The sequence below is a fragment of the Nocardia albiluteola genome, from assembly GCF_018860155.1.
Classification (GTDB): domain Bacteria; phylum Actinomycetota; class Actinomycetes; order Mycobacteriales; family Mycobacteriaceae; genus Nocardia; species Nocardia albiluteola.
Window position 1 is genome coordinate 119062 of the sequence record NZ_JAHKNI010000003.1, and the last position, 21963, is coordinate 141024.

The following is a 21963-nucleotide window of genomic DNA, read 5'->3' on the forward strand; positions in this document are numbered from 1 at the left end:
CACCGCTCATTCGGCGATACGGTGCGTCGCGTCGCGCACCGTGCCGACGAACTCTTCCACCAGATCCTCGAGGGCCACGATACCCACCGTGTTCCCGCGGCTGTCGACCACGCGCCCGAGGTGACTGCTGGTGCGGCGCAGCCGGGCCAGGGCCTCGTACAGCGTCGTGCCCATGCTGACCGTGGGCAGCGGGCGGATATCGGTGCGCGGGATGGGGGTGGCGGGGCCCGCATCGTCGTCGGCGACCTTGTCCAGCACATCCTTCACGTGCAGGTAGCCGACCAGCGAGCCGTCGTCGGTGCGGACCGGATAGCGGGAGAAACCGGTCTCGGCCACGGCGGATTCGATATCGCCCAGCGTGGTGCCGTCCCCGCGCAGCGGCACGCATCGGGTCGTGGCCAGGGGCACCATCACATCGGCGACGATGCGGTCGGTGGTGCCCAGGGCCTGGGTGAGCCGGCGGTGCTCCTCCTCGTCGATCAGCCCCTCCGAACGGGATTCGCCCAGCATCTCGGCGAGCTCCACCGAAGACACCGTGGTGTCGAGCTCGTCCTTCGGCTGAATGCGCAACGCCCGCAGCGACAGATTCGCCGCCAGGTTGTAGAGCATGATCAGCGGCCGCGCCAGGCGCAGCCAGCGGAGCAACATCGGAACCAGCAGCAGCGCAACGCGTTCCGGTCCAGCCAGGGCGATGTTCTTCGGAATCATCTCGCCCAGCAGCATGTGCAGCATGACCACCAGGCCCAGCGACAGCGCGAACGCGATCGGATGCAGCAGCTGGTCCGGCATGTGCGCCAAGCGGAACGGCCCGTGCAGCAGGTGGGCGATCGCGGGTTCGCCGATGCGGCCCAGCAGCAGCGAGCAGATGGTGATGCCCAGCTGCGCGGCGGCCAGCATCATCGACAGGTGCTCACCGGCGCGGATCACGGTGTGTGCGCCGCGTTTCCCCTGTGCGGCCAGGGCCTCGAGGCGGTCGCGGCGCGCGGAGATGAGCGCGAACTCGGCGCCGACGAAGAAGGCGTTGCAGCCCAGCAGCGCCAGCGTCAGTACGATCCCGAACAGATCACCCATGGCTGAGCTCCCACCCGGCCCATGGACTCCGCGCGTCGACTACCCCGGGTGCGGCGCGACGTGCCCGTGCGAGCGTGAATCCGGATCGGTTATCCATGGCTGAGCTCCCATCCGGCCATCGTGTCGGCGTCGACCGGCACCAGCAGCACCCGGTCGATCCGGCGGCCGTCCATGCGCTCCACGCGGGCGACCCAGCCGCCGCGGATGTGTGGCTCCATCGAATTGCGCTGCCCGGAGCCGGGATTGGGCAGCGTCACCTCGTCGCCGGGTTCCGGGATGCGGCCGAGCCGGGTCAGCACCAGGCCGCCGAGGGTTTCGTATTCGCCCTCCGGGGCGTCGTATCCGGTGGTGCGGGCGACCTCGTCGATCCGCAGCAGGCCTGAACAGTTCCATCCGGACGCGGTGCGGCGCACCTCGACCTCTTCCTCGTCGTGTTCGTCGCGCACATCGCCGAGGATCTCCTCGATGATGTCCTCCATCGTCACGATGCCCGCGGTGCCGCCGTATTCGTCGACCACCAGCGCGACCTGCATGCCGTCGGCGCGCACCCGCTCGAGCACCTCGTCGCCGTCGAGGCTGGCCGGCACGATCGGCACCGGGCGCGCGATCGAGCGCAGGCGGATGGTGCGGCGCTCCCGCACCGGATGCAGGAACGTCTGCTTGACGTGCACGACGCCCAGGGTGTTGTCCAGATCCCCATCGATCACCGGGAACCGGGAGAATCCGGTGCGGCTCGCGGCGGCGATCAGGTCGGCGATGGTGTCGTTCTGGTCCAGAACCTCGATCTTCACCCGCGGGGTCATGAGTTCCTCCGCGCTGCGCTCGCCGAACTCCAGCGAACGATCCACCACCTGCGCGGTCCGCTGATCCAGCACACCGCGCCGCGCGGACGTGCGCACCAGCGAGCCCAGTTCCTCCGGGGAGCGCGCGGAACGCAGCTCCTCGGCCGGTTCGATGCCCAGACGCCGCACCACCCAGTTGGCGGTGCCGTTGAGCAGTTTGATCAGCCAGGCGAAGACCCCGGAGAACGCGATCATCGGGATGGCGGTCATGCGGGCGGTGGCCAGCGGGGCGGCGATGGCGATGTTCTTGGGCACCAGTTCGCCGTAGATCATCGACAGCGAGGTCGCCAGGATCAGCGAGATCGCCAGGGAAATGCCCTGTGCTGCACCGGGGCTCGCGCCGAGTGCGGTGCACAGCGGTTCGAACAGCCGGGCCAGGACCGGTGCGGCGATATAGCCGGTGACCAGGGTGGTGAGGGTGATGCCGAGCTGAGCTCCGGACAGCTGGAACGACAGCGTGCGATGGGCCTTGCGGACCCGGCGGGCGCGGCGGTCACCCTCGCGGGCGTGCGCCTCGACGGTGCTGCGCTCGAGCGCGGTGAGGGAGAATTCGGCGGCGACGAACAGGGCGGTGCCCGCGGTGAGCGCGATGAAACCCACCAGGCTGAGCACTGTGAGCACGACTGACACGGTCAGCACCGTCCCCAATGTCCGGTTCGGACCGAATGACCTCTAATTGCTGCGATGACGGGGGCGCCGGGTCGGTCACCCGGCTCGGTAGAGGAGCCCTCCGTAGTGGCGCCCTCGGACGCGGGTGACAACTGGTTCCTTTCGCAGGTGGTAGCGGATTATCAAGATAAACGCCGTCCGCGGGAATTGTGTTACCGGGTCCGGCAATCATCATGTTACCGGCACTCACCCGCGAAATCCCGGCCGCGCCGCGCGGTGACGGTCACATCCGCACGCGGTCGCGATGTGCCCACTACGAGGCGATGCCCGCGGCGGGTGGCCACGGGCATCGCACAGACTTCTGCTGCTACCAGCCCGACGGCAGCGGGCGGCCCTCGGCGAATCCGGCGGCGGACTGCACGCCGAGCACCGCCTTGTCGTGCAGTTCGGCCAGCGAGCGGGCCCCGGCGTAGGTGCACGCGCTGCGCACGCCCGAGCAGATGTGGTCGATGAGGTCCTCGACGCCCGGACGCTCCGGGTCCAGGCGCATCCGCGAGGACGAGATGCCTTCCTCGAACAGCGCCTTGCGGGCCCGGTCGAAGGCGCCGTCGGTGACGGTGCGCGCGGCGACCGCGCGCTTGGACGCCATGCCGAAGCTCTCCTTGTACACGTTGCCGTTGCGGTCGGTGCGCAGGTCGCCGGGGGATTCGTAGGTGCCGGCGAACCAGGAGCCGATCATCACGTTGGACGCGCCCGCGGCGATGGCCAGGGCCACGTCGCGCGGGTGGCGCACGCCGCCGTCGGCCCACACGTGCACGCCGATCTCACGCGCCGCGGCGGAACATTCGGCCACCGCGGAGAACTGCGGGCGGCCCACGCCGGTCATCATTCGGGTGGTGCACATGGCGCCGGGCCCGACGCCGACCTTGATGATGTCGGCCCCGGCCTCGGCCAGATCGCGGGTGCCCTCGGCGGAGACGACGTTGCCGGCCACCAGCGGCACGCCCAGGCGCAGGTCGGCGACCGAGCGCAGCGCCTCGAGCATCTTGACCTGATGACCGTGCGCGGTGTCCATCACCAGCACGTCCGCACCCGCGTCCACCAGTGCCTTGGCCTTGGCCGGGATGTCGCCGTTGATGCCGACCGCGGCGGCGATGCGCAGCTTGCCCGCCGCGTCGACCGCGGGATCGTAGATGCCCGTGCGGATCGCGCCGGTGCGGGTGAGCACGCCCGCGAGCGTGCCGTCCGCCGCGAGCAGTACGACGAGGGCGGCGTGCCGGGATTCCAGCAGCTCGAAGATCTCGCGCGGCGATGCGTCGGCGGGGGCGGTGACGAACGAGGCGTCCGCGACCGCGCGCAGCCGCGCGAACCGGTCGACATCGGCGCAGGCGGCCTCGGTGACGACGCCGATCGGACGGTCGTTCTCCACGACCACGACCGCGCCGTGTGCGCGCTTGTGCATCAGGGCCAGGGCCTCGGAGACCGAGTGGTCCGGGTCGAGTACCACGGGGGTGTCGGCGACCAGGGACCGGCTCTTGACGAAGGAGATGGTGTCGGCGGCCGCGCCGAGCGGCAGATCCTGCGGGAGCACCACGATGCCGCCGCGGCGGGCGACCGTCTCGGCCATCCGGCGGCCGGCGACGGCGGTCATATTCGCCACCACGATCGGGATGGTCGTGCCGGTCCCATCGCTGGTCGACAGGTCCACGTCGAATCGGGACGCCACATCCGTCCGATTCGGGACGAGGAAGATGTCGTCGTAGGTCAGGTCGTAGGGGGGCTGGTGGCCGGGAAGGAACTGCACTCCCACGATTGTAGGGGACCGGCGGGAGTGTCCGGGCAGGCGCGGCGGGAACGGCGCGTGCCCGGATGCGCGGCCGGCCCGGCGGACCGGCCGCACCCGTCACGGATCGGGGTCGTCAGAAGACGATCTCGGCCAGGCGCGCGACATCGTCCGGGTCGTCGGTGCCCGGGTTGAACAGGATCTCGTCGGCGCCCAGATCGGTGAAGCCCGCGACCGCCTCCCGGACCGCCTCGGGCGTCGTGCAGACCGCGCCGGAGGTGATCTTCGCGAAATCCGGTGTGACGCTGTAGTAGTCGTAGACGTTGTCGCGGCCCGCGTCGCCGTCGCCCAGGGCGTAGTACGCCAGCGCGACGATTCGTGGCGAGCCCTCGCGTCCACCGCGCCGCCAGGCCTCGCGGGCCGCGTCGAACGATGGACCCACCATCGCGGGCGGCAGTGACCCGCCCACGTAGCCCTCACCCCAGCGCGCCATCCGGTCCAGGGCGGCCGGGGCGAAACCGCCGAACAGCAGTGGGATCTTCCGGGTGCCCTGCGGCACGGCCGGATTCGTCCCGCCGCCGACCGGCTTGCCCTCCCACACCGCGGCGTAGGTCTCCAGATCGCGGTCGAATCGCGCGCCCCGCCCGGACGTGCCGTACCCATCGGCCACGAAGTCGTCCGGCCGGACACCGACACCGACTCCGGCCGTGAGCCGGCCGCCGGAGATCCCGTCGATGCCCGCCAGCTCCTTCGCCAGCAGCACCGCGGGCCAGGTCGGGGCGAGCATGACGCCGCTCAGGAGCCCGATCGTGCTGGTCGCACCCGCCGCGGCGGCCAGCGCCACGGTGTCCTGGACGCCGGGGTAGGCGGTGCGGCCGACCGTGCTGAGCGTGGAGAAGCCGGCCTTTTCCGCGCGGCGTGCGAACTCCGGAATGCTGTCCGGGCGCACGTTGCGGATCTGGTTCGGCAGGCCCGTACCGATCTGAACCATAAGTGTCTTCCCCTCGTCGATAGCGTGTACCGACTCGAATGTACGTCGCGAATCGAGTTTCGGTTCGCAGTGCAGCTCAGGGGAGGTGTGGCCGAATCGGCGGTGCGCGTGAGGGATTCGGCCGAGGGCGCCGGGCGGCTGCGCGGGAGAGCTGACGCCGCCATCGGAATGTGAATGGGCGCTGGGCGATCCGGCGGCGCGGCGGTGGCGATGGCGGCCGAAGCGTAGCGGCGATCCTGACCGAAACGGATGCGCGCAAACGGAATCGAGGTGGGACGTGCGCCCGAAGAGTTGCTGCCCGGGCGCCAGGTCGAGGCGCGTGATGCGTGCCGGGCCGGGGCCGGGGAACTCGAGGTCAGCGCGACGGCCGATTGCTCCGGCGGGAGAATGGACGCTGGGGCTGGGTTCGGCCGGTGGTGTTCGCCGGGGCGGGCGGGGGAGCCGCGGGGTCCGGGATCGGCCGGCCGGAGGGCTGGCGGGCGCCGGTCAGGGCTGTCAGCTCGCGAGTGCCCGGGCGGATGCGGGATTCGGTCATGGTGACCCCGGCCCGGCGGACGAGGGCATCGAATTCGGCGCGTTCGTCGTCGGTGACCAGGGTGACGACGGTGCCGGTGTCGCCCGCGCGGGCGGTGCGGCCCGCGCGGTGCAGGTAGTCCTTGGGGTCGGCGGGCGGATCCACGTGCACGACCAGGGAGATGTCGTCGACGTGGATGCCGCGCGCCGCGACGTCGGTCGCCACGAGCACAGGGGCCGTCCCGTCGGCGAAGGCGGCCAGGGTCCGGGTGCGCTGATTCTGGGCCTTGCCGCCGTGCAGGACGACCGCACCGATGCCCGACTCCCGCAACCGGCGGGCAAGCTTGTCCGCGCCGTACTGGGTGCGCACGAACAGCAACGTCCGGCCCTCGCGGGCGGCGATCTCGGTGACCACGGCGCGCTTGTCGGCCTTGCGGATGTGCAGCAGGTGGTGCGCGATGGCCGGTCCGGTCGCGGCCGGGGCATCGGCCGCCGGGCTCGCGCCGGAAGCGCCTGTGGCAGAACCGGATTCTCGAGCGGCCCGCGGTGCGGCCGGGACCGCGGTGTCGACCGCGTGGGTCACCGGATCGGTGAGGTATCGCCGTACCAGCGTGTCGACGGCGTCGTCGAGCGTGGCCGAGAACAGCAGGTGCTGGGCGTCGGCGGGCAGCCGGTCCAGCAGCACGGTGACCTGGTCGAGGAAGCCGAGCTGGGCCATGTGGTCGGCCTCGTCGACGGCGACCACCCGAACGTCGTCCAGCGCGGCGGCGCCCTGGGCGATCAGGTCGGCGAGACGGCCCGGGGTGCCGATGAGCACATCCACGCCGCGGGTCAGGCGCTCGGCCTGACGCTTGATCGGGACGCCGCCGACGGCCGTGCCCAGCCGCAGGCCCAAGGCCAGCGCGGGTTCGTCGAGCGCCCGCTCGATCTGCAGGGCCAGCTCGCGGGTAGGTGCGAGGATCACTCCGCGCGGACGGCGCGGCGCCGAGGCGGCCCGGGTGAGCCGGACCAGCATCGGCAGCCCGAAGGCCAGCGTCTTGCCGGAGCCGGTGGCCGCGCGTCCGAGCACGTCGCGCCCGGCGAGAATATCGGGAATCGCCGCGGCCTGAATCGGGAAGGCACTGTTCAGGCCCGCCCTGCGCAGCGCCTGCACCAGGGGCACCGGCAGGCCCAGCCCGGCGAGCGCGGTCGCGGCCCCGCCCGGCTCAGACACTGAACAATCGGTCCAGCTCGACGAGCCAGGGAATCGCGACGGCGAGGGTCGGCACGATCAGGATGGCCGCGGCGGCGAGATAGGCTGCCGACGCGATGCGCAGATCCCCGAGCGGGCCGGACAGGCGCTGAATCCGGATCAGCGTGGTCGGGCCGCCCACGGCCATCGCGCCCTGCGGCGCGGTGGAGTTCGAGCAGGCCACCAGCGCGCGGGCCAGCGGCGTCGGGCCGGTGACCTTGATCGCGGAATCGTCGGCGAGCAGCTCGATCAGCAGCTTCACCGAGTCCAGCGCCGACTTGCTGCGCACGAACCGGGGGTAGGCCTCGTGCGCGGCCGTGAACGCCTCGAGCACCAGGTCGTGGCGAGCCCGTAGATGCGAGCGCTCGTGGCTGACGATGGCGGTGAGCTCGGGTTCCGACAAATTGGTGAAAGTGCCCTGGCTGAGCACGACCCGCCGGCGCAGGCCCGGCAGGCAGTACGCGATCGGCTCGGCCGCGGCCAGCACCCGGATGTCGGCGGCCCGGTGGCCGCTGAGCTCGCCGCCTTGATCCAGCAGATCGACCAGGATCCGGTGGCGGGTGCGGCGACGACGGGTGTGGATGCCGACCCGGACCACCATATAGATCAGCCGGGCGCCGACGATCAGGGTGAGCGCGAAGACGATGACGTACGCCAGCCACAGCGACAGGCCGAGCGCATGGATCTCCCGAGTAGGGGAGGTGGTGGGCCGCCCGTCCGGGCCGGGCACCAGCAGCAGGCTCGCGATGGCCAGGCCGGAACCGAACGCGCTGAGCACCGCGGCGAGGGCGACCGCCTGCCACAGCACCAGTGCCGCCCGCGGGGTCCGGTACGGCCACGAGGCTCGGCTGAGCAGGGCTGGGACCGGTCCCGCGAGAAGCAAAGCGAGACCGGCGAATACCGGCGCGGTTGCGTTCATGCTCAGCTCACTGCGTTGTGGGGCCAGGGCCCGAGATCGCGACGCAGGCTGCGTGCGGCCAGTGGATTCGGCCGCCGCAGCCAAACCTACTGCTGCGGGGCGACCCCCTTGTCGTCGGATGCTGTGCGCGTCCTGTCGGACGTGCGCGCGGCCTCGGTGGCTTCGAGCTTAGCGAGTGCCTCGCGAAGCGCCGCAGCCCCGTCGTTGCCGACCTGTTCGACGAAGTGCACCAGGGCCGCGCGGCGGCTGCCCACCTCGTCCGCCTGTTGCAGCGCGTCGACCATCAGGCTGGCGACCAGTTCGTCGCGGGTGTGCACCGGTGCGTAGCGATGCGCGCGATCGTCGCGCTGCTGAACCACCAGATCCTTCTTCGCCAGACGCTGCAGAACGGTCATCACGGTGGTGTACGCGAGTTCGCGATGCGCTGCGAGGGCCTCGTGGACCTGCCGGACCGTCTGCGGTTGATCGGCGGACCACAACTGGTCCATGACCGCTTTCTCGAGTTCACCAAGACCTGCCATCCCACAAGCTTACGGAGTCAACGACACAAACGCGTACTACGGGTCGTCGTAACCCGTCGGTAGCTGTGTGGGATTTTTCACGGGTGGTTCGGACGCCGGCCCGGGCGGCGTGGCGTTCGGCGGACCGTGAGCGGTGTCGACCGGATGTCGATCGTGGGCGACCAGCCCGGTCGCGGCGACGAATAACTGCTGACGCGAATCGAAGCATTGCTCAGAAAGCTTGGTAAGCCTAACCTATCTTCCGTTTCGGTCCGCATTGCCAACCGAGGAGGAGGTTCGAATGTTCGAACCGATCACCGCCTGCCCGACCCGTCGCTGCGAACAGGCCTTCGGGCGTGTCTGTGAGCGGCTGCGCGCGCTGCAGCCGGAGCATCCGCGCGTCTACGCCGTGGCCGCAATGGCCGAGCACGGCAGGCGCCGCTGGTGGCGGCTGTCCGACGGGCTGCGCGAGGGCCGCATCGAGCTGATGTACCGGCGGCACGCGGCCGAGATGAGCAGTGCCGACGTCGCCGCGGAGGTTGTCGCCACGGCGCTCATCCATGCCGTGGTCGGCCGGGTGGTCGCGCTGCTGGTGGCCGAGGGGCGGGCGTGGGACCCCGGGCTCGAGAACCTGTGGGTGCACACCGACAACGACGGTGGCGTCGACTGGGCGGGCCTGTCGGATACCACGATTCGCGTCGTGGAGGGGGATCGGCTGGCGGGGGAGCCGGGCGTGGTCGTGTTGCCGTGCGAGTGGGCGCTGCTGGTGTGGTTGGCGCATCGGTGTGTGGCCGCACTGACGCTGTTGCAGCAGAACGTATGGCGGTGTGCGGGGCTGAGCCCGCGCCGGTTCTGGGCGCTGGTGGCTGAGACCGTGGTCGGCGCGTCGACCTATGTGCCGGATCTGGCGGGCACCTCGTCGACGCGTGGTGCCGAGCGGGGGCAGGCCCTGCTGGCGGCGATGCAGGAGCTGGGCCTGCCGGTGCGGCGCTCTTGCCTGGTTAGGTAAGCCTGGCCTATAGTCGAGCGCGGCGCACGGATCGCGAGCGAGTCCCGAGGGCTGCGGTCGACTCCCCGATCCACTGCCGCGGCGGGTTCCGTCCTTCGGGCGGGACCCGCCGCTCTCGTCGGGTAACCCGGCGCCCGCGTGGTCTGCCTCACCCCTTCGTGACGTGGCACGGCCCTGTCCTGGACGCATACCCGCGGTTTACTACCGCACCCGAGGGTACGTTCTTACCCTGCGGATGCATCGCCGATATCGTCTGCCCGCGTGAGCATTTCGCATCGATTCGTCGAATCCAACGGTATCCGAATGCATCTCGCGGAGGCGGGCAGCGGCCCGCTGGTGGTGCTGCTGCACGGATTCCTCGCCTACTCCGCCGCGTGGCGGCATCAGCTGCCCGTGCTCGCAGCGGCGGGATACCACGCGGTCGCGCCCGACCTGCGTGGATACGGCGACACCGAGGCGCCCGAGGGCGTCCGGCATTACACCCAGCTGCACCTCGCCGGGGACGTGATCGGCCTGCTCGATGCGCTCGGCGCCGACCGGGCGGTCGTCGTCGGGCACGACTGGGGCGCGATGGTCGCTTGGACGACCGCGCTGTTGCGCCCGGACCGGATCCGCGCGGTAGCGGGCCTGAGCGTGCCGTATGTGCCGCGCGGCCCGCGCAGCCTGCGAGCGATGATGTGTGAGCGGTTCGGTGAGCGGCACTACATTCAGCACTTCCAGCAGGAGGGGCCGGCCGAGGCCGAACTGTCGGCCGATCTCACCGAGACGTTCCGTCGCGTGTTGTACTCGGGATCCGGTGCTGCGCAACAACTGTGGGATCCGGTCCTGGCGCCGGGCGGACGTTGGCTGGACGCCCATCCGGATCCGGGTGCACCGCCGCCGTGGCTCACCCCGGCCGAGTTCGACGCGCTGGTATCGACATTCGCGAGGACCGGCTTCACCGGCGGGCTGAACTATTACCGCGCAACGGATCTGAGCTGGGAGCTCATGGCCGCCTGGGACGGGGCACGGATCACCGTGCCGGGCCTGTTCGTGTACGGCGACCGGGACTCGTTCGGCGCCAACGCCCCGGGTCTCATCGGCGCGCTGCCCACCCTGATACCCGGGCTGCGCGAGACGGTGGTGCTGCCCGGCTGTGGACACTGGGCTCAGCAGGAGCGCCCGGCGGAGGTCAACGAGGCGCTGACACGCTTCCTGGCCGGGCTGTAGAACCCGCTACCACCCCGCGAACCGGATGGTCCGGGACCTGTGCGACTGTTTTTCTCATGACACAGCACGATCGGCCCGAGATCCGTTCGCTGGCGGATCTGACGCCCGCGGCCATGGCCCAGTTGAGCGAGGGATTCTTCACCGATCTGATCGGCCTGAAGTACACGGAGATCTCACCCGAGCGCGTCGTCGGGGAATGGGTGGTGTCACCCCAGCAGCACCAGCCCGCGGGCATCGTCAACGGCGGCGTGTACTGCACCGTGATCGAGACGCTGGCCAGCATCGGCGGCGGGGTCTGGTACGGCGATCGCGGCACGGTCGTCGGCGTGAACAACAACACCGATTTCCTGCGCGCGGTCCGCGAGGGCGTGCTGCGCGCGGTCGCCACGCCGCTGCACCGCGGCCGCCTGCAGCAGCTGTGGCAGGTCGTGATCACCGACGAAACCGATCGCGTCGTCGCGCGCGGCCAGGTGCGCCTGCAGAATCTGCCCGCCGCGGCGTGATGCCGCCGCGGCCCGGGCGACGCCGCAGGTCGAGGCGGGTTGCGCCGACGACCCGGGTGAGGGAGTCGGCTCGCGGGGGCGCGCCCGCCGTGCCAGAATTGCCGACACTTATTGATGTACCTTATTGATCCGCCCGAGGAGAGCCAGCATGCGATTGTCGCCGCATGAGCAGGAACGACTGATGCTCAGCTACGCGGCCGAGCTGGCCCGTCGTCGCCGGGCCCGCGGGCTGCGGCTCAATCACCCCGAGGCTGTGGCGATCATCACCGATCACGTGCTCGAAGGCGCCCGCGACGGCCGCACCGTCGCCGAGCTGATGGCCTCCGGCCGCACGGTCCTGACCCGCGACGACGTCATGGACGGCATCCCGGAGATGATCGCCGACGTGCAGGTCGAGGCGACCTTCCCCGACGGCACCAAGCTCGTCACCGTCCACCACCCGATCGGCTGAAACGCGTTATGGGTCAGGATCATCCGGGCGCGACCGCCCCGAATACCCGCAGCTCCCTGGTCCCCGGCGAATTTCTGTACGCCGAGGATCCCGTCGAGATCAACGCCGGTGCGGACCGGATCGAACTCGATGTGGTCAATACCGGTGACCGGCCGGTCCAGGTCGGCTCGCACGTGCATTTCCCGCAGGCCAACGCCGCGCTGGACTTCGATCGGGCCGCGGCGCACGGCCGCCGCCTGGACATTCCCGCCGGCACCGCCGTGCGCTTCGAACCCGGTCTGGGGCAACGAGTCTCGCTGGTGCCCCTGGGTGGGACCCGCGAAGTGTACGGGATCAGCCTGCAGGCCCCCGGGCCCCTGGACGCCCTGTCGGCCTCCACCGAACGCGGAATTGTGGACGGAACACTATGAGCAGACTCAGCCGCGCCCGCTACGCCGAACTGTTCGGGCCCACCGTGGGCGATCGAATTCGCCTGGCGGACACCGATCTGCTGATCGAGATCACCGAGGACCGCAGCGGCGGGCCGGGATCGGCCGGTGACGAGGCCGTCTTCGGCGGCGGCAAGGTGCTGCGCGAGTCGATGGGCCAGGCCCGCGCGACCCGCGCCGAGGGCGCCCCCGACACCGTCATCACCGGCGTGGTGATCGTGGATCACTGGGGAATCATCAAGGCCGACATCGGCATTCGCGACGGCCGCATCTGCGCGATCGGCAAGGCCGGCAATCCGGACACCATGAACGGCGTGCATCCGGATCTGGTGATCGGGGCGTCGACGGAGATCATCGCGGGCAACGGCCGCATCGTCACCCCCGGCGCGATCGACTGCCACGTGCACTTCATCTGCCCGCAGCTGCTCGAGGAGGCCCTGGGCGGCGGCATCACCACGATGATCGGCGGCGGCACCGGCCCGGCCGAGGGCAGCAAGGCGACCACGGTCAGTCCCGGCGCCTGGCACCTGGGCCGAATGCTCGAGGCCACCGACGGCTGGCCGGTGAACATCCTGCTGCTCGGCAAGGGCAACACGGTGCGCCACGAGGCCATGTGGGAGCAATTGCGCGGCGGCGCGGGCGGATTCAAGCTGCACGAGGACTGGGGTACCACGCCGGCGGCGATCGATGCCTGCCTGACGGTGGCCGATGCCGCGGGCGTGCAGGTGGCGCTGCATTCGGACACCCTGAACGAGGCCGGATTCGTAGAGGACACCCTCGCCGCGATCGCGGGCCGGGCCATCCACTCGTATCACACCGAGGGCGCCGGCGGCGGGCACGCGCCCGACATCATCACCGTCGCCGCGCATCCCAACGTGATGCCCAGCTCCACCAATCCCACCCGGCCGCATACCATCAACACCCTCGACGAGCATCTGGACATGCTCATGGTGTGCCATCACCTGAATCCGGCCATCCCGGAGGATCTGGCCTTCGCCGAGAGCCGGATCCGCCCCTCCACCATCGCCGCGGAGGATCTGCTGCACGACCTGGGCGCGATCTCGATGATCGGCAGCGATTCACAGGCCATGGGCCGCATCGGCGAGGTGGTGATGCGCACCTGGCAGACCGCGCACATGATGAAGCGCCGCCGGGGCGCGCTGCCCGGGGACGGCGCCGCGGACAACAACCGGGTGCGGCGCTATGTCGCGAAATACACTATCTGCCCGGCGATTACGCACGGCCTGGACCACGAGATCGGTTCCATCGAGGTCGGCAAGCTGGCCGACCTGGTGCTGTGGGAGCCCGCGTTCTTCGGGGTGCGCCCGCATGCGGTGCTCAAGGGCGGCGCGATCGCGTGGGCGGCCATGGGCGATGCGAACGCCTCGATCCCGACCCCGCAGCCGGTGCTGCCGCGCCCCATGTTCGGCGCGGCCCCGGCCGTCGCCGCGGGCACGTCGCTGCATTTCGTCTCCGAGCAGGCCATCGAATCGGGCCTGGCCGACCGCCTGCGCGTGCACCGGAAGCTGGTTCCGGTCGCCAACGTCCGCAGCCGCACCAAGGCCGATCTGCCGCACAACGACGCCATGCCTCGCATCGAGGTCGATCCGGACACCTTCACAGTCCGGGTGGACGGCGAGGTCTGGGCCGAGCAGCCCGCCGCGGAGTTGCCCATGGCGCAACGGTATTTCCTGTTCTGAGTGCCGCCCTGTCCGTGGTTCGATGAGCAAGCCGTCGATCTTGTCGGTGCGGGCTGGCACACTGATGGTATGACGAATTCCGAGTGGGACGCGGTAGACAACTATCTGGTGCAGACCATGGTTGGGGACGGGGATTCGTTTGTGCGGGAGGCGAATTCGGCCGCGGGGCTCCCGCCCATCGACGTCTCGCCGCCGCAGGGGAAGTTCCTGAACCTGATCGCGCGGTCGATGCGGGCGCGGCGGGTGCTGGAGATCGGCACCCTCGGCGGCTACAGCACGATCTGGCTGGCGCGGGCGGTCGGCGAGGAGGGGCAGGTCGTCACCATGGAATTCCGGGAACACCATGCCGAGGTCGCCCGGGAGAATCTGGACCGGGCCGGTGTCGGCAAGCGCGTCGAGATCCGGGTCGGTGCGGCCCTGGACAGCCTGCCCGTCCTCGAGGCGGAGCGGCCCGAACCGTTCGATCTGGTCTTCATCGACGCCGACAAGGTCAACAACGCCAACTATGTGCGGTGGGCGCTGCGCCTGACCCGCCCCGGTTCGGTGGTCATCGTCGACAATGTGGTCCGCGAGGGCGGCATCGCCGACGCGGACTCCCCGGACGAGATGGTCCGCGCCAGCCGCGAGGTCCTGGAACTGCTCGCCGCCGAACCCCGCCTGGATGCGACTGCCCTGCAGACCGTCGGGAGCAAGGGATGGGACGGTTTCGCGTACGCGATCGTTCTCGAGTGAGCGTCGTCGACTAGACGCTGCGAATGAGCCGGAATCGAGCCATACGATTCCGACCGTATCGATGCTCAGCCCGGCCACGGGGTGGTCGTCCGGTGTTCCTGGACCGATCGGGTTGTTGCCGGGCGCCGGGGGCGGCCTACTGCTTGCCGTCGTTTCGGGCGGGTGAGCGCTTCGGCTGTCGCGCCAGATCTTCCCAGAAATCGACGTACGCTTGCTCGTGCATGATGCCCAGTTCCAGTATCCGGGCGCGTGATTCGGCCCGGGCGCTGTCGTGCGGGTCGATCGCGGTATGCAGTTCGCGGTACTGCTCCAGCCATCGGCGATGCTCTGCCGCTTGGCCGTTGGCCAGCGCGACCACGTCACCGGGTGCGCCCAGATCGGCGAAAAACAGCTTCAGCTGCGCGGGATCGCGGGTCTCGGGCGGCGGGCAGACCGGATCGGCCAGCCAGTGCCGCAGCGCCGCACGGCCTGCGTCGGTGAGATGGAAGACCCGGCGCCGCCGTCCGGTCTCCTCCGCCTCCTCGCGCAGGAGGCCCTGTTCGGCCAGCCGTACCGGCACCCGGTAAAGCTGAGCGTGCGGGATCGGCCAGAAATACTCGACCCCCTCCTCGACCCGCGCCTTCAGCTCGTACGGGGTGAGCGGGCCGTGCCGCGCGATCAGCCCCAGCACGATGTGGTCCTGCAGCCCGAACTCGGGCATTGCCACCTCCCGTTCCTTCTTCCCATTGACACCATCTCACTGAGACTATACATTCATCTCGTCGAAACCGTATCAATGAGACTATTGGGAGCATGTGATGAGCGAATTCGGTATCGAGCTGTTCGAGCGCTGGGTCGTGCTGTGGAACGGCGATCTCGCGGTCGCCGAGGAGATCGTCGCGCCGGAGGTCACCCTGCGGTATGCGCAGCCGGGGGCGGACGCCTTCGACACGATCCGTGATCCGCAGGCGCTCGCGAAGCGGATCGAGCAGTTCCGTGCGGAACGGCCCGGGCTGCGATACGAGGCGCAGGGGGTGCCGGTAGTGCGGGCCGACGGTGAACGCTCGGGCATCATCGCCCGGCCTTACGGTGCGAGCCGCCCGACGCCGGACGGTGTGATGGACATCAGCGGGACCGACATCCTGCGCTTCGTCGACGGCAAGATCGTCGAGGTGTGGTCGGTGTCGGGCGGTGCGAACGGCCGCAGCTTCTATCCCGCCGTCTGAGTCGCGGCATGCCGGACAGGGCGGGGTTGTCGCCACGATCTCCCCGCTGAATCGGACGGCCTGGAAAGCGCCATCGGTGCCAGGGCGTTCTTGCCGCACTTGATCGGCACCGGCCGGCCAGCGTCGATCGCGACCGTGTCATCGGCTTTGGGTCTTATCGGCTCGGCGCACCACGGACCATACTGCGCCTCGAAGTTCGCACTGCGAGGTTTCACCGAATCGCTACGGGCCGAGCTTGCGGGCACGAATGTTGCAGTGACCGCGGTGTATCCGGGTGGGGTCCGGACACCGATTTCGCGGTCTGCGTGGCTGGCGCCGGACGTCGACCGTAATGCGATCGTCACCCGCTTCGAGGACCAAATCGCCCGGACCGATGCCGACGAAGCCGCCCGCCGAATCCTGGTGTCGAGCGCGGTAGCGCCCGGGTGCTGATCGGAGCAGACGCCCGGCGCACCGAACTCGCCGCCCGGATCGCTGGCCCGCACTTCGGCGAGTTCCTTCGGCTCATCTCAAGACCAAAGCAATGACGGGGCATCGGCACAGCGTTCGAATGATGGAAAACCTATCGCTGAAGGGGGCGACATGGCAACGAAATGGCTGCTGCTCGAGATGTTCCGGGGGCGGCGGCCCACCGTAATCGCGGTAGGGCGGGCGCCGAAGAAGTTCGTGCCTTTGGATAGCATCATCAAGAACCGAACCACGCTGGCCGAGGCCAGGGTCGCTATCGCGGAGGCGGCCGCCACTTACCGGCAGGTCGACCGGGTGTCCGCTGATGGGACCCGCCGTACTATCGCTGTGCCGCTGGTGATTTCGCCGAATCATCTGCACGGCGTGATGTTGCGGTCAGGTCCCCCAACCGAGGCTGTCCCGCCGCGGGACCGGGCTGGCGCATGGGTTTTCGACCTCACCGCCGATACGTCACGACGGAGTGATGATTTGCTTGCTCTCATGGGGTATCCGCCCGAGGAATTCGATGCACTTCGGGAGCATTCGATCGCTGCCGTATTCGCCGAACCGCTGACACCGAACTACGCCAAACAAGGTGACTCGTTAGCTCGGCTCGTACAAGCAGAGGATGGCGCCGAGACCCAACAGGTATGGACCATACAACGCCAGGACGGCGAGCTCCGCGCTGCTCATTACTCCTGCCGAATGGTCCACGAGACCGGACCAGATGCCAAGGTCGAGAAGTTGTTGCGTGGAATCACACACGATATCGGGCCGGCGACTGAGACACCTGTGGCACCACCGGTAACGATCCTCGAGCACCGAGTGCTCGACACGTCCGCTGACGAAGGCGAGTACCGCGTCATCATGAATGCGCGAACGCTGCAACTGCTGCGTTGGATGGGTCGGCCGATGCCTGGCATTGCCTGGGAAGGACTGCAGGACGAGCCGACGCCCGCAATTCACCCGGATGATATCGGCATTGCACGTGCGATGTCTGAGGCCCTTCGTGAGGGTCGCAGTGAGGGACGGATGCGTGTGCGAGCATTGGATGGCATTGGCGCTGGCCGAGGTGGTGGTGTGCCGTGCTGGCGCCGGGACGATCGCCGAACTGACCGCGTTGGGCAAGCCCGCGGTACTGATTCCGCTGTCGTCCTCAGCCGGGGGTGAGCAGGCGCGGGCGGCGCGGCTGCTCACCGAGGCGGGTGCTGCGATCACGGTGTCGGGGACGGTGACCAGCAAGAGCGTCGGTGCGGCTGTGGCGCAGTTGCTGAGCGATCCGGATGCCCGAGCGCGGGTGGGCAAGGCCGCGCGCGAGCTGGGGCGCCCGGATGCGGGGCAGCGATTGGCCAAGCTGGTGCGGGACGTCGCTGGTGGTGAATCGGTCAGGTAGCCGCGGGTTCGAGCGCGGCGTCGCACGCCTGGTCGCCAACGAGATCGACCACCTGCACGGACGGCTCTACCTCGACCACATGAAGCCCGGTGTCGAACCAATCTCCGTCGAGCAATACCGAGGCACCGACACAAACTAGACCTACTGACACGTGCACTCTTGGCGAAATCGTCTCTTAGACAAAGACTCTGCCGACACAGCCCTCGCAGATCTTCACCCTGCACCAATGAGTTGATCCCGGAGCTTGGCGATGTTCATGGTCGTCTTCAGCGGCAGGTGATCGGGCGCCAACCCGAATGCAGCGACGTGCTCGATGAGATCGATATTGGTCGCTGCAGGAATATCGAACTCTCGGAGCATGCGCCTGCGGATCGTATCCTGCGGCACAACAAGGCAACTGGCACGTGGGAATCGTTGCTGCACCGCGCGGGCTATCGTCGATTTGCCCGAGCCCGAGTTGCCGCGCAACACGATCAGGACGCTCAAGGCATCGCCTGTGGAGTCAGGACGCTGTCGAGTTTGCGAATGAATCGTGGAAGATGCGGATCGGTGGCGGGAAGTCCATACGGGTCCAGATCCCACCACAGGCCGCCGGCGAACTCGTCCGGATCCAGCGGATACTCGCGGGCGCGCTCGCCACGGGCCACGAACCACAGCGACACATCGATGTGCCCTGCCGTCTGGCCGACCGTGGTAGTTCGCGTGAGGAACAGAGGGGCGTCGCCGACCAGGTCAAATAGTGCTTCTATGCCCAGTTCCTCGGCGGCCTCGCGACGCGCGGCTGCGAGTGGATGCTCGCCGGGCTCGACGTGTCCGCCCATCGGCAGATGCAGGCCAGCCTTGAGGTGCTGCCCGAGATAGACGCCGCGTTCCCGAGGATCGATGAGGACCACGTAGGCGACCAGGTGGGGTGAGGGCGTCGCGGGTTTGGCGCGGCGGAAGATGTCATCGGTCGACCCGAGCCAGTCCAAAGTCGTTGCCATATGCCGTTGTTCGAGATCATCGAACGGCGTGATCCCGGCAATGATATCCGCAACGACAGCAGTGGCAGGCCCCATACCGGCGGACGTTACACCCGGGGTAGGACAGAACCGTTCACCGACGTCAAGGACGGTTGGCAAGGAGTTCGGCGTTGTCATAAGCTCGGCAACCGCAGCGAACGAGGAAGAAGCCACGCAGCCGAAGACGCCCACGTAGCAACATGGCGAGGGAATAGATTATGACCGAGCCGATCTCACGCCTACTTGTCGAGCGCGTCGATGCTCTCCGCAGCCGTGCCCAATGGATCTTCGTCACCGGCGTCCTGTCGGGCGAGCCGGTCCACATCGGCGATACCCTCACGGTCCAGCACGCTGGCAGTCCTACCGACGCGACGATCAGGACCATCGAGATCCACACGGCCCCAGGCAAGACGACGATCGCACTCGACGCCGAGCTGAAACCGATCATCGTGCCAGGCACGATCATCGAACGGCCCAGGACGCCGTGAGTGCCGACATTCCGGAATGGGAGCGACAGCTGAAGGGCGAAGTCGCTGCACTCCGCCGCAACAGTAGAGAGCTGACAAACGCATGGCAGCAGTGCGTGGCCGCGCCAAGCCCACGGGCTTGTGGTCGAGGTGGTCCGCCGGGTAGCCGCACGCTCGACAGCGGCGCCGCGACACCGACCAATGGGCACTACCCGGCGGGGCCATGGACTTCGGTGAGACCGCCGCCGAATGCGCCATCCGCGAATGCGCCGAGGAAACCGGCATCACCGCGCAGATCACGGGATTCCTTGGGGTGTACAGCAATCCGCACCATATCGTCGCCTACACCGACGGCGAGGTCCGCCAACGATACGAGAACTGCTACATCGGCCGCCCGGTCTCGGGCGAGCCGACGATCAACGATGAAGCCGACGGCGTTGCCTTTGTCATGCCAAACGATCTGGACGCCTATGATATTCACCCCAGCATGCGTCAGCAGCTGCCGGACTTCCAGTCCGATGGTTGTCAGTGGCTGTCCGTGATGTCTGGACGCTCCCAGCTGGGCATCGACACGCGCTACATCAACGTTGCATCGGTTACAACGGTTGAGTGACCCTGCAGCCGCTCGGTTCTGCGCATCTGGTGTTGGCGGACAACGTTGTTCACCTCGATCCGGCGTCGGCGGTGTTCGAGGCGATGTTGGAGGCTTGGAGGCGTCAGCAGTCTGCTCGGTTCCTGAAGGATTCGTGTATCGCCCCACGGCTGCGGTTGATGCGCCGGCTGGTGGACTTCACTGGGTTGTATCCGTGGCAGTGGACACCTGCGGAGGGTGAGGCGTTCATCGACGACCTGCGCAACCGGGAGCGGCCGCGCAAGGTGTCGACGGTTCGTGCCTACGAGGTCGAGATCAACCTGTTCCTCGAGTTCCTGTGCGATACCCGTTATGGATGGGCCGGGGAGTGTGAGAAGCGGTTCGGTGAGGTGCCGCAGCTGATCTTTCATGAGGGCAACTCGGTCGTGCACCGTGTGGATTACGAGGGCGACCCGCGTCGGCGGCCGTTGACCTACGACGAGATCCAGGCGTCGTTCGCCGCGGCCGAGGCGCGCCCGGGCAAGATCGCCGGGCGGGGTGTGAAGGGCGCGCTGTGCGCTGCGCGCGACGCGGCGGTGATCAAGACGATCTATGCGTTCGGGTTGCGCCGCACCGAGACCTCGAAGCTGGACCTGGTTGACCTGCGGTGCAATCCGAAGCTGCCGCAGTTGCACGGTGTCGGCAGCGTGACGGTGCGGTTCGGCAAGGCGTCGAAGGGCTCGCCGCCCAAGCGGCGGTCGGTGTTGTTGGTGCCGGAGATGGACTGGGCCGTGGATGTGTTGGAGGAGTGGCTCACAGAGCTGCGACCACGGTTCTCGCCGGGAAAGATCCGGCGCTGTGGGTCACCGAGCGGGTGGGCAGGTTCTCGCCGCGCTCGATCAACGAGGCGTTCGTGGAGATCCGGCGGGCCGCGGACCTGGACGAGAACCTCGATGTTCACTGCCTGCGCCACAGCACGATCACTCACTGGACCGAATTCGGTTATCCCCCAAGGTTTTCGCAGGCTATCTACAGCCCCCGAATGGGTGTCCATCACGTGCACCACGCAGGGAAGTACCGGGTGAATCGGCGTCGTGGAGGTGGTTATCTGCTGCCGTCCATCACGCAGATTCTTCGGAGGTTCGATGCTCGTACAGCGGGTACTGACGACCGGCTCGTCGCTTGATTCATGGAACGTTCTCGGCGACGGCGGGCCAGTAGAGCCGATCGAGCGCTACCTGGCCTACATGACCGATATCGAGCGGTCCCCGAACACGATCAAGGCGTACGCCCACGATCTGAAGGACTGGTTCGTCTACCTCGATATCCGCGGCCTGGACTGGCGCGAGGTCCGGTTGGAAGACCTCGGCGAGTTCGTCTCGTGGCTGCGGCTGCCACCCGCCGGCCGCGCCGGCGGGGTGGCCGTGTTGCCCTCCGCACAGCATCATTGCTCGGCGGTGACGATCAACCGAAAGCTCTCCGCCGTCGGTGGTCTGTATACCTTCCACGCCCGGCACGGTGTCGATCTGGGAGATCTGGTCACCGAGTTGGCCCCGGCCCAGCGGCGTAGGTCGGGGTGGAAGCCGTTCCTCTTCCACCTCAGCGGCGGCAAGCCCGAACGGCGGCGCACGATCAAGCTCGCTGCGGCCCGCAAGCGGCCCACCTTGATCACAGCCACCCAGGTGCAGGCCATTCTGGATAGCTGCACACGGCTGCGAGATCGCTTCTTGTGGGCATTGTTGTGGGACAGCGGCATTCGGATCGGTGAAGCCCTCGGCCTGCGGCACGAGGATCTGGCCGTGGCCGAGCGGGAGCTGACCGTCACCCGTCGGATCAACGACAACCGGGCTCGCGCGAAATCACCACAGCAGCGCACCGTCCCGATCAGCGCCGAGCTGGTCCGGCTCTACGCGGACTATCTGCAGGTTGCAGTTGTCACCTACGGGCAGCGTTGGTGGCTCAACCGTCCATCCCGTCGACTTCAGCCGAGACCATCCAGACCCGCACTCCTCCGACTGGGTCGCAACCGTGGCCGACGGCTGCGGCTAAGTCTGCACCCTTCTCATAGCCGACAACGGCACTGCCAGGCCACAATCGGGCGACGGTGCTCAAACACCCGGCCCAGGCGTTCTCAGCCGAAATATCTGAATAGAACAGATTCGACACCCCGACCGCCGACTCACTGCGATGCACGACCGCTCCGGCAACCAGCTGACCGTTGACATCCCGGCAGCCGAGCACCGAAACCGAGTCCTCAATCAGCAACTCCGGCCGGAACACCCCACCAGTCTGACCATTCCGACCCCAAGCGGCGGCCCAGTCGGTGAGCTCTCCAACGTCAGCAACAGCGGTCCACGGCTGCTGCGTCGAGGCCGGGGGCGGCCGATC

At 68.5% G+C, this 21963-nt stretch carries 23 protein-coding genes and 2 pseudogenes; 15 read left to right on the forward strand and 10 right to left on the reverse strand.

The window, feature by feature from the left end; all coding sequences use genetic code 11:
* Positions 1-6: 6 nt before the first annotated feature.
* The 7 genes from KO481_RS10270 to KO481_RS10300 all read right to left on the reverse strand — a co-directional run bounded on the left by KO481_RS10270 (position 7) and on the right by KO481_RS10300 (position 8480).
* A complete protein-coding gene (locus tag KO481_RS10270) occupies positions 7-1071 on the reverse strand; it encodes a hemolysin family protein (RefSeq protein ID WP_215916830.1) in 1065 nt (354 codons plus the stop codon).
* Between the two features lie 89 nt (positions 1072-1160).
* Positions 1161-2543: a hemolysin family protein gene (locus KO481_RS10275; RefSeq protein WP_215917324.1), complete on the reverse strand. Its 1383-nt coding sequence runs from the start codon at positions 2541-2543 to the stop codon at positions 1161-1163.
* A gap of 346 nt (positions 2544-2889) precedes the next feature.
* Complete coding sequence (locus KO481_RS10280; RefSeq protein ID WP_215916831.1) at positions 2890-4326, reverse strand: GuaB1 family IMP dehydrogenase-related protein; 1437 nt, start codon at positions 4324-4326, stop codon at positions 2890-2892.
* 115 nt (positions 4327-4441) lie between these two features.
* Entirely contained in the window at positions 4442-5296 is an 855-nt protein-coding gene (locus tag KO481_RS10285) for an LLM class flavin-dependent oxidoreductase (protein ID WP_215916832.1), read from the reverse strand.
* 355 nt (positions 5297-5651) lie between these two features.
* Complete coding sequence (locus KO481_RS10290; protein ID WP_308166485.1) at positions 5652-7022, reverse strand: DEAD/DEAH box helicase; 1371 nt, start codon at positions 7020-7022, stop codon at positions 5652-5654.
* Entirely contained in the window at positions 7015-7959 is a 945-nt protein-coding gene (locus KO481_RS10295) for a M56 family metallopeptidase (protein ID WP_215916833.1), read from the reverse strand. Before KO481_RS10295 ends, KO481_RS10290 begins: the two co-directional genes overlap by 8 nt.
* 86 nt (positions 7960-8045) lie before the next feature.
* A complete protein-coding gene (locus KO481_RS10300; RefSeq protein WP_215916834.1) occupies positions 8046-8480 on the reverse strand; it encodes a BlaI/MecI/CopY family transcriptional regulator in 435 nt (144 codons plus the stop codon).
* 280 nt (positions 8481-8760) lie between these two features.
* On the opposite strand from KO481_RS10300, the gene KO481_RS10305 reads away from it, so the two are divergent.
* The 7 genes from KO481_RS10305 to KO481_RS10335 all read left to right on the forward strand — a co-directional run bounded on the left by KO481_RS10305 (position 8761) and on the right by KO481_RS10335 (position 14491).
* Entirely contained in the window at positions 8761-9468 is a 708-nt protein-coding gene (locus KO481_RS10305) for a hypothetical protein (protein WP_215916835.1), read from the forward strand.
* 261 nt (positions 9469-9729) lie between these two features.
* Entirely contained in the window at positions 9730-10677 is a 948-nt protein-coding gene (locus KO481_RS10310; RefSeq protein ID WP_308166486.1) for an alpha/beta fold hydrolase, read from the forward strand.
* Positions 10678-10733: 56 nt separating this feature from the next.
* On the forward strand, positions 10734-11180 hold the full coding sequence (locus tag KO481_RS10315) for a PaaI family thioesterase (protein WP_215916836.1): 447 nt from the start codon (positions 10734-10736) through the stop codon (positions 11178-11180).
* Between the two features lie 148 nt (positions 11181-11328).
* Entirely contained in the window at positions 11329-11631 is a 303-nt protein-coding gene (locus KO481_RS10320; RefSeq protein ID WP_215916837.1) for an urease subunit gamma, read from the forward strand.
* 8 nt (positions 11632-11639) lie between these two features.
* Positions 11640-12041: an urease subunit beta gene (locus tag KO481_RS10325; RefSeq protein ID WP_215916838.1), complete on the forward strand. Its 402-nt coding sequence runs from the start codon at positions 11640-11642 to the stop codon at positions 12039-12041.
* The gene (locus tag KO481_RS10330) at positions 12038-13759 is read left to right on the forward strand and encodes an urease subunit alpha (RefSeq protein WP_215916839.1); all 1722 of its coding nucleotides are present in this window, start codon (positions 12038-12040) and stop codon (positions 13757-13759) included. The genes KO481_RS10325 and KO481_RS10330 overlap by 4 nt, the downstream gene beginning before the upstream one ends.
* A 69-nt stretch (positions 13760-13828) precedes the next feature.
* Positions 13829-14491 carry an O-methyltransferase gene (locus KO481_RS10335; protein ID WP_215916840.1) on the forward strand — a complete coding sequence of 221 codons (663 nt, stop codon included), beginning with the start codon at positions 13829-13831 and terminating at the stop codon, positions 14489-14491.
* Positions 14492-14627: 136 nt separating this feature from the next.
* Here KO481_RS10335 and KO481_RS10340 read toward each other — a convergent pair whose 3' ends face one another.
* Positions 14628-15191 carry a PadR family transcriptional regulator gene (locus KO481_RS10340; RefSeq protein WP_245400786.1) on the reverse strand — a complete coding sequence of 188 codons (564 nt, stop codon included), beginning with the start codon at positions 15189-15191 and terminating at the stop codon, positions 14628-14630.
* A 97-nt stretch (positions 15192-15288) separates the two neighbouring features.
* On the opposite strand from KO481_RS10340, the gene KO481_RS10345 reads away from it, so the two are divergent.
* From KO481_RS10345 to KO481_RS10360, 4 genes are all read left to right on the forward strand, one after another.
* Entirely contained in the window at positions 15289-15696 is a 408-nt protein-coding gene (locus KO481_RS10345) for a nuclear transport factor 2 family protein (RefSeq protein WP_215916842.1), read from the forward strand.
* Positions 15697-15831: 135 nt separating this feature from the next.
* Entirely contained in the window at positions 15832-16128 is a 297-nt protein-coding gene (locus KO481_RS44710) for an SDR family NAD(P)-dependent oxidoreductase (RefSeq protein ID WP_372451985.1), read from the forward strand.
* Between the two features lie 150 nt (positions 16129-16278).
* Entirely contained in the window at positions 16279-17313 is a 1035-nt protein-coding gene (locus KO481_RS10355; RefSeq protein ID WP_215916844.1) for a GAF domain-containing protein, read from the forward strand.
* A complete protein-coding gene (locus KO481_RS10360) occupies positions 17195-17536 on the forward strand; it encodes a glycosyltransferase (RefSeq protein ID WP_245400726.1) in 342 nt (113 codons plus the stop codon). The genes KO481_RS10355 and KO481_RS10360 overlap by 119 nt, the downstream gene beginning before the upstream one ends.
* A gap of 213 nt (positions 17537-17749) precedes the next feature.
* Here KO481_RS10360 and KO481_RS10365 read toward each other — a convergent pair whose 3' ends face one another.
* Positions 17750-18022, reverse strand: coding sequence for an AAA family ATPase (locus tag KO481_RS10365; protein WP_215916845.1), 273 nt, complete (start codon positions 18020-18022; stop codon positions 17750-17752).
* Positions 18019-18729: an NUDIX domain-containing protein gene (locus KO481_RS10370; RefSeq protein ID WP_215916846.1), complete on the reverse strand. Its 711-nt coding sequence runs from the start codon at positions 18727-18729 to the stop codon at positions 18019-18021. The genes KO481_RS10365 and KO481_RS10370 overlap by 4 nt, the downstream gene beginning before the upstream one ends.
* Positions 18730-18755: 26 nt before the next feature.
* Between KO481_RS10370 and KO481_RS10375 the strand changes: the two genes are divergently transcribed.
* From KO481_RS10375 to KO481_RS10390, 4 genes and pseudogenes are all read left to right on the forward strand, one after another.
* A complete protein-coding gene (locus KO481_RS10375; RefSeq protein ID WP_215916847.1) occupies positions 18756-19025 on the forward strand; it encodes a hypothetical protein in 270 nt (89 codons plus the stop codon).
* Between the two features lie 169 nt (positions 19026-19194).
* Positions 19195-19617 (forward strand): annotated as a pseudogene (locus KO481_RS10380) (NUDIX hydrolase); the annotation flags it as partial.
* A 29-nt stretch (positions 19618-19646) separates the two neighbouring features.
* Positions 19647-20761, forward strand: a pseudogene (locus KO481_RS10385) (tyrosine-type recombinase/integrase).
* Positions 20721-21797, forward strand: a complete 1077-nt coding sequence (locus KO481_RS10390) for a tyrosine-type recombinase/integrase (RefSeq protein ID WP_215916848.1) — start codon at positions 20721-20723, stop codon at positions 21795-21797. The pseudogene KO481_RS10385 and the gene KO481_RS10390 overlap by 41 nt, the downstream one beginning before the upstream one ends.
* The last annotated feature ends 166 nt before the right edge of the window (positions 21798-21963 follow it).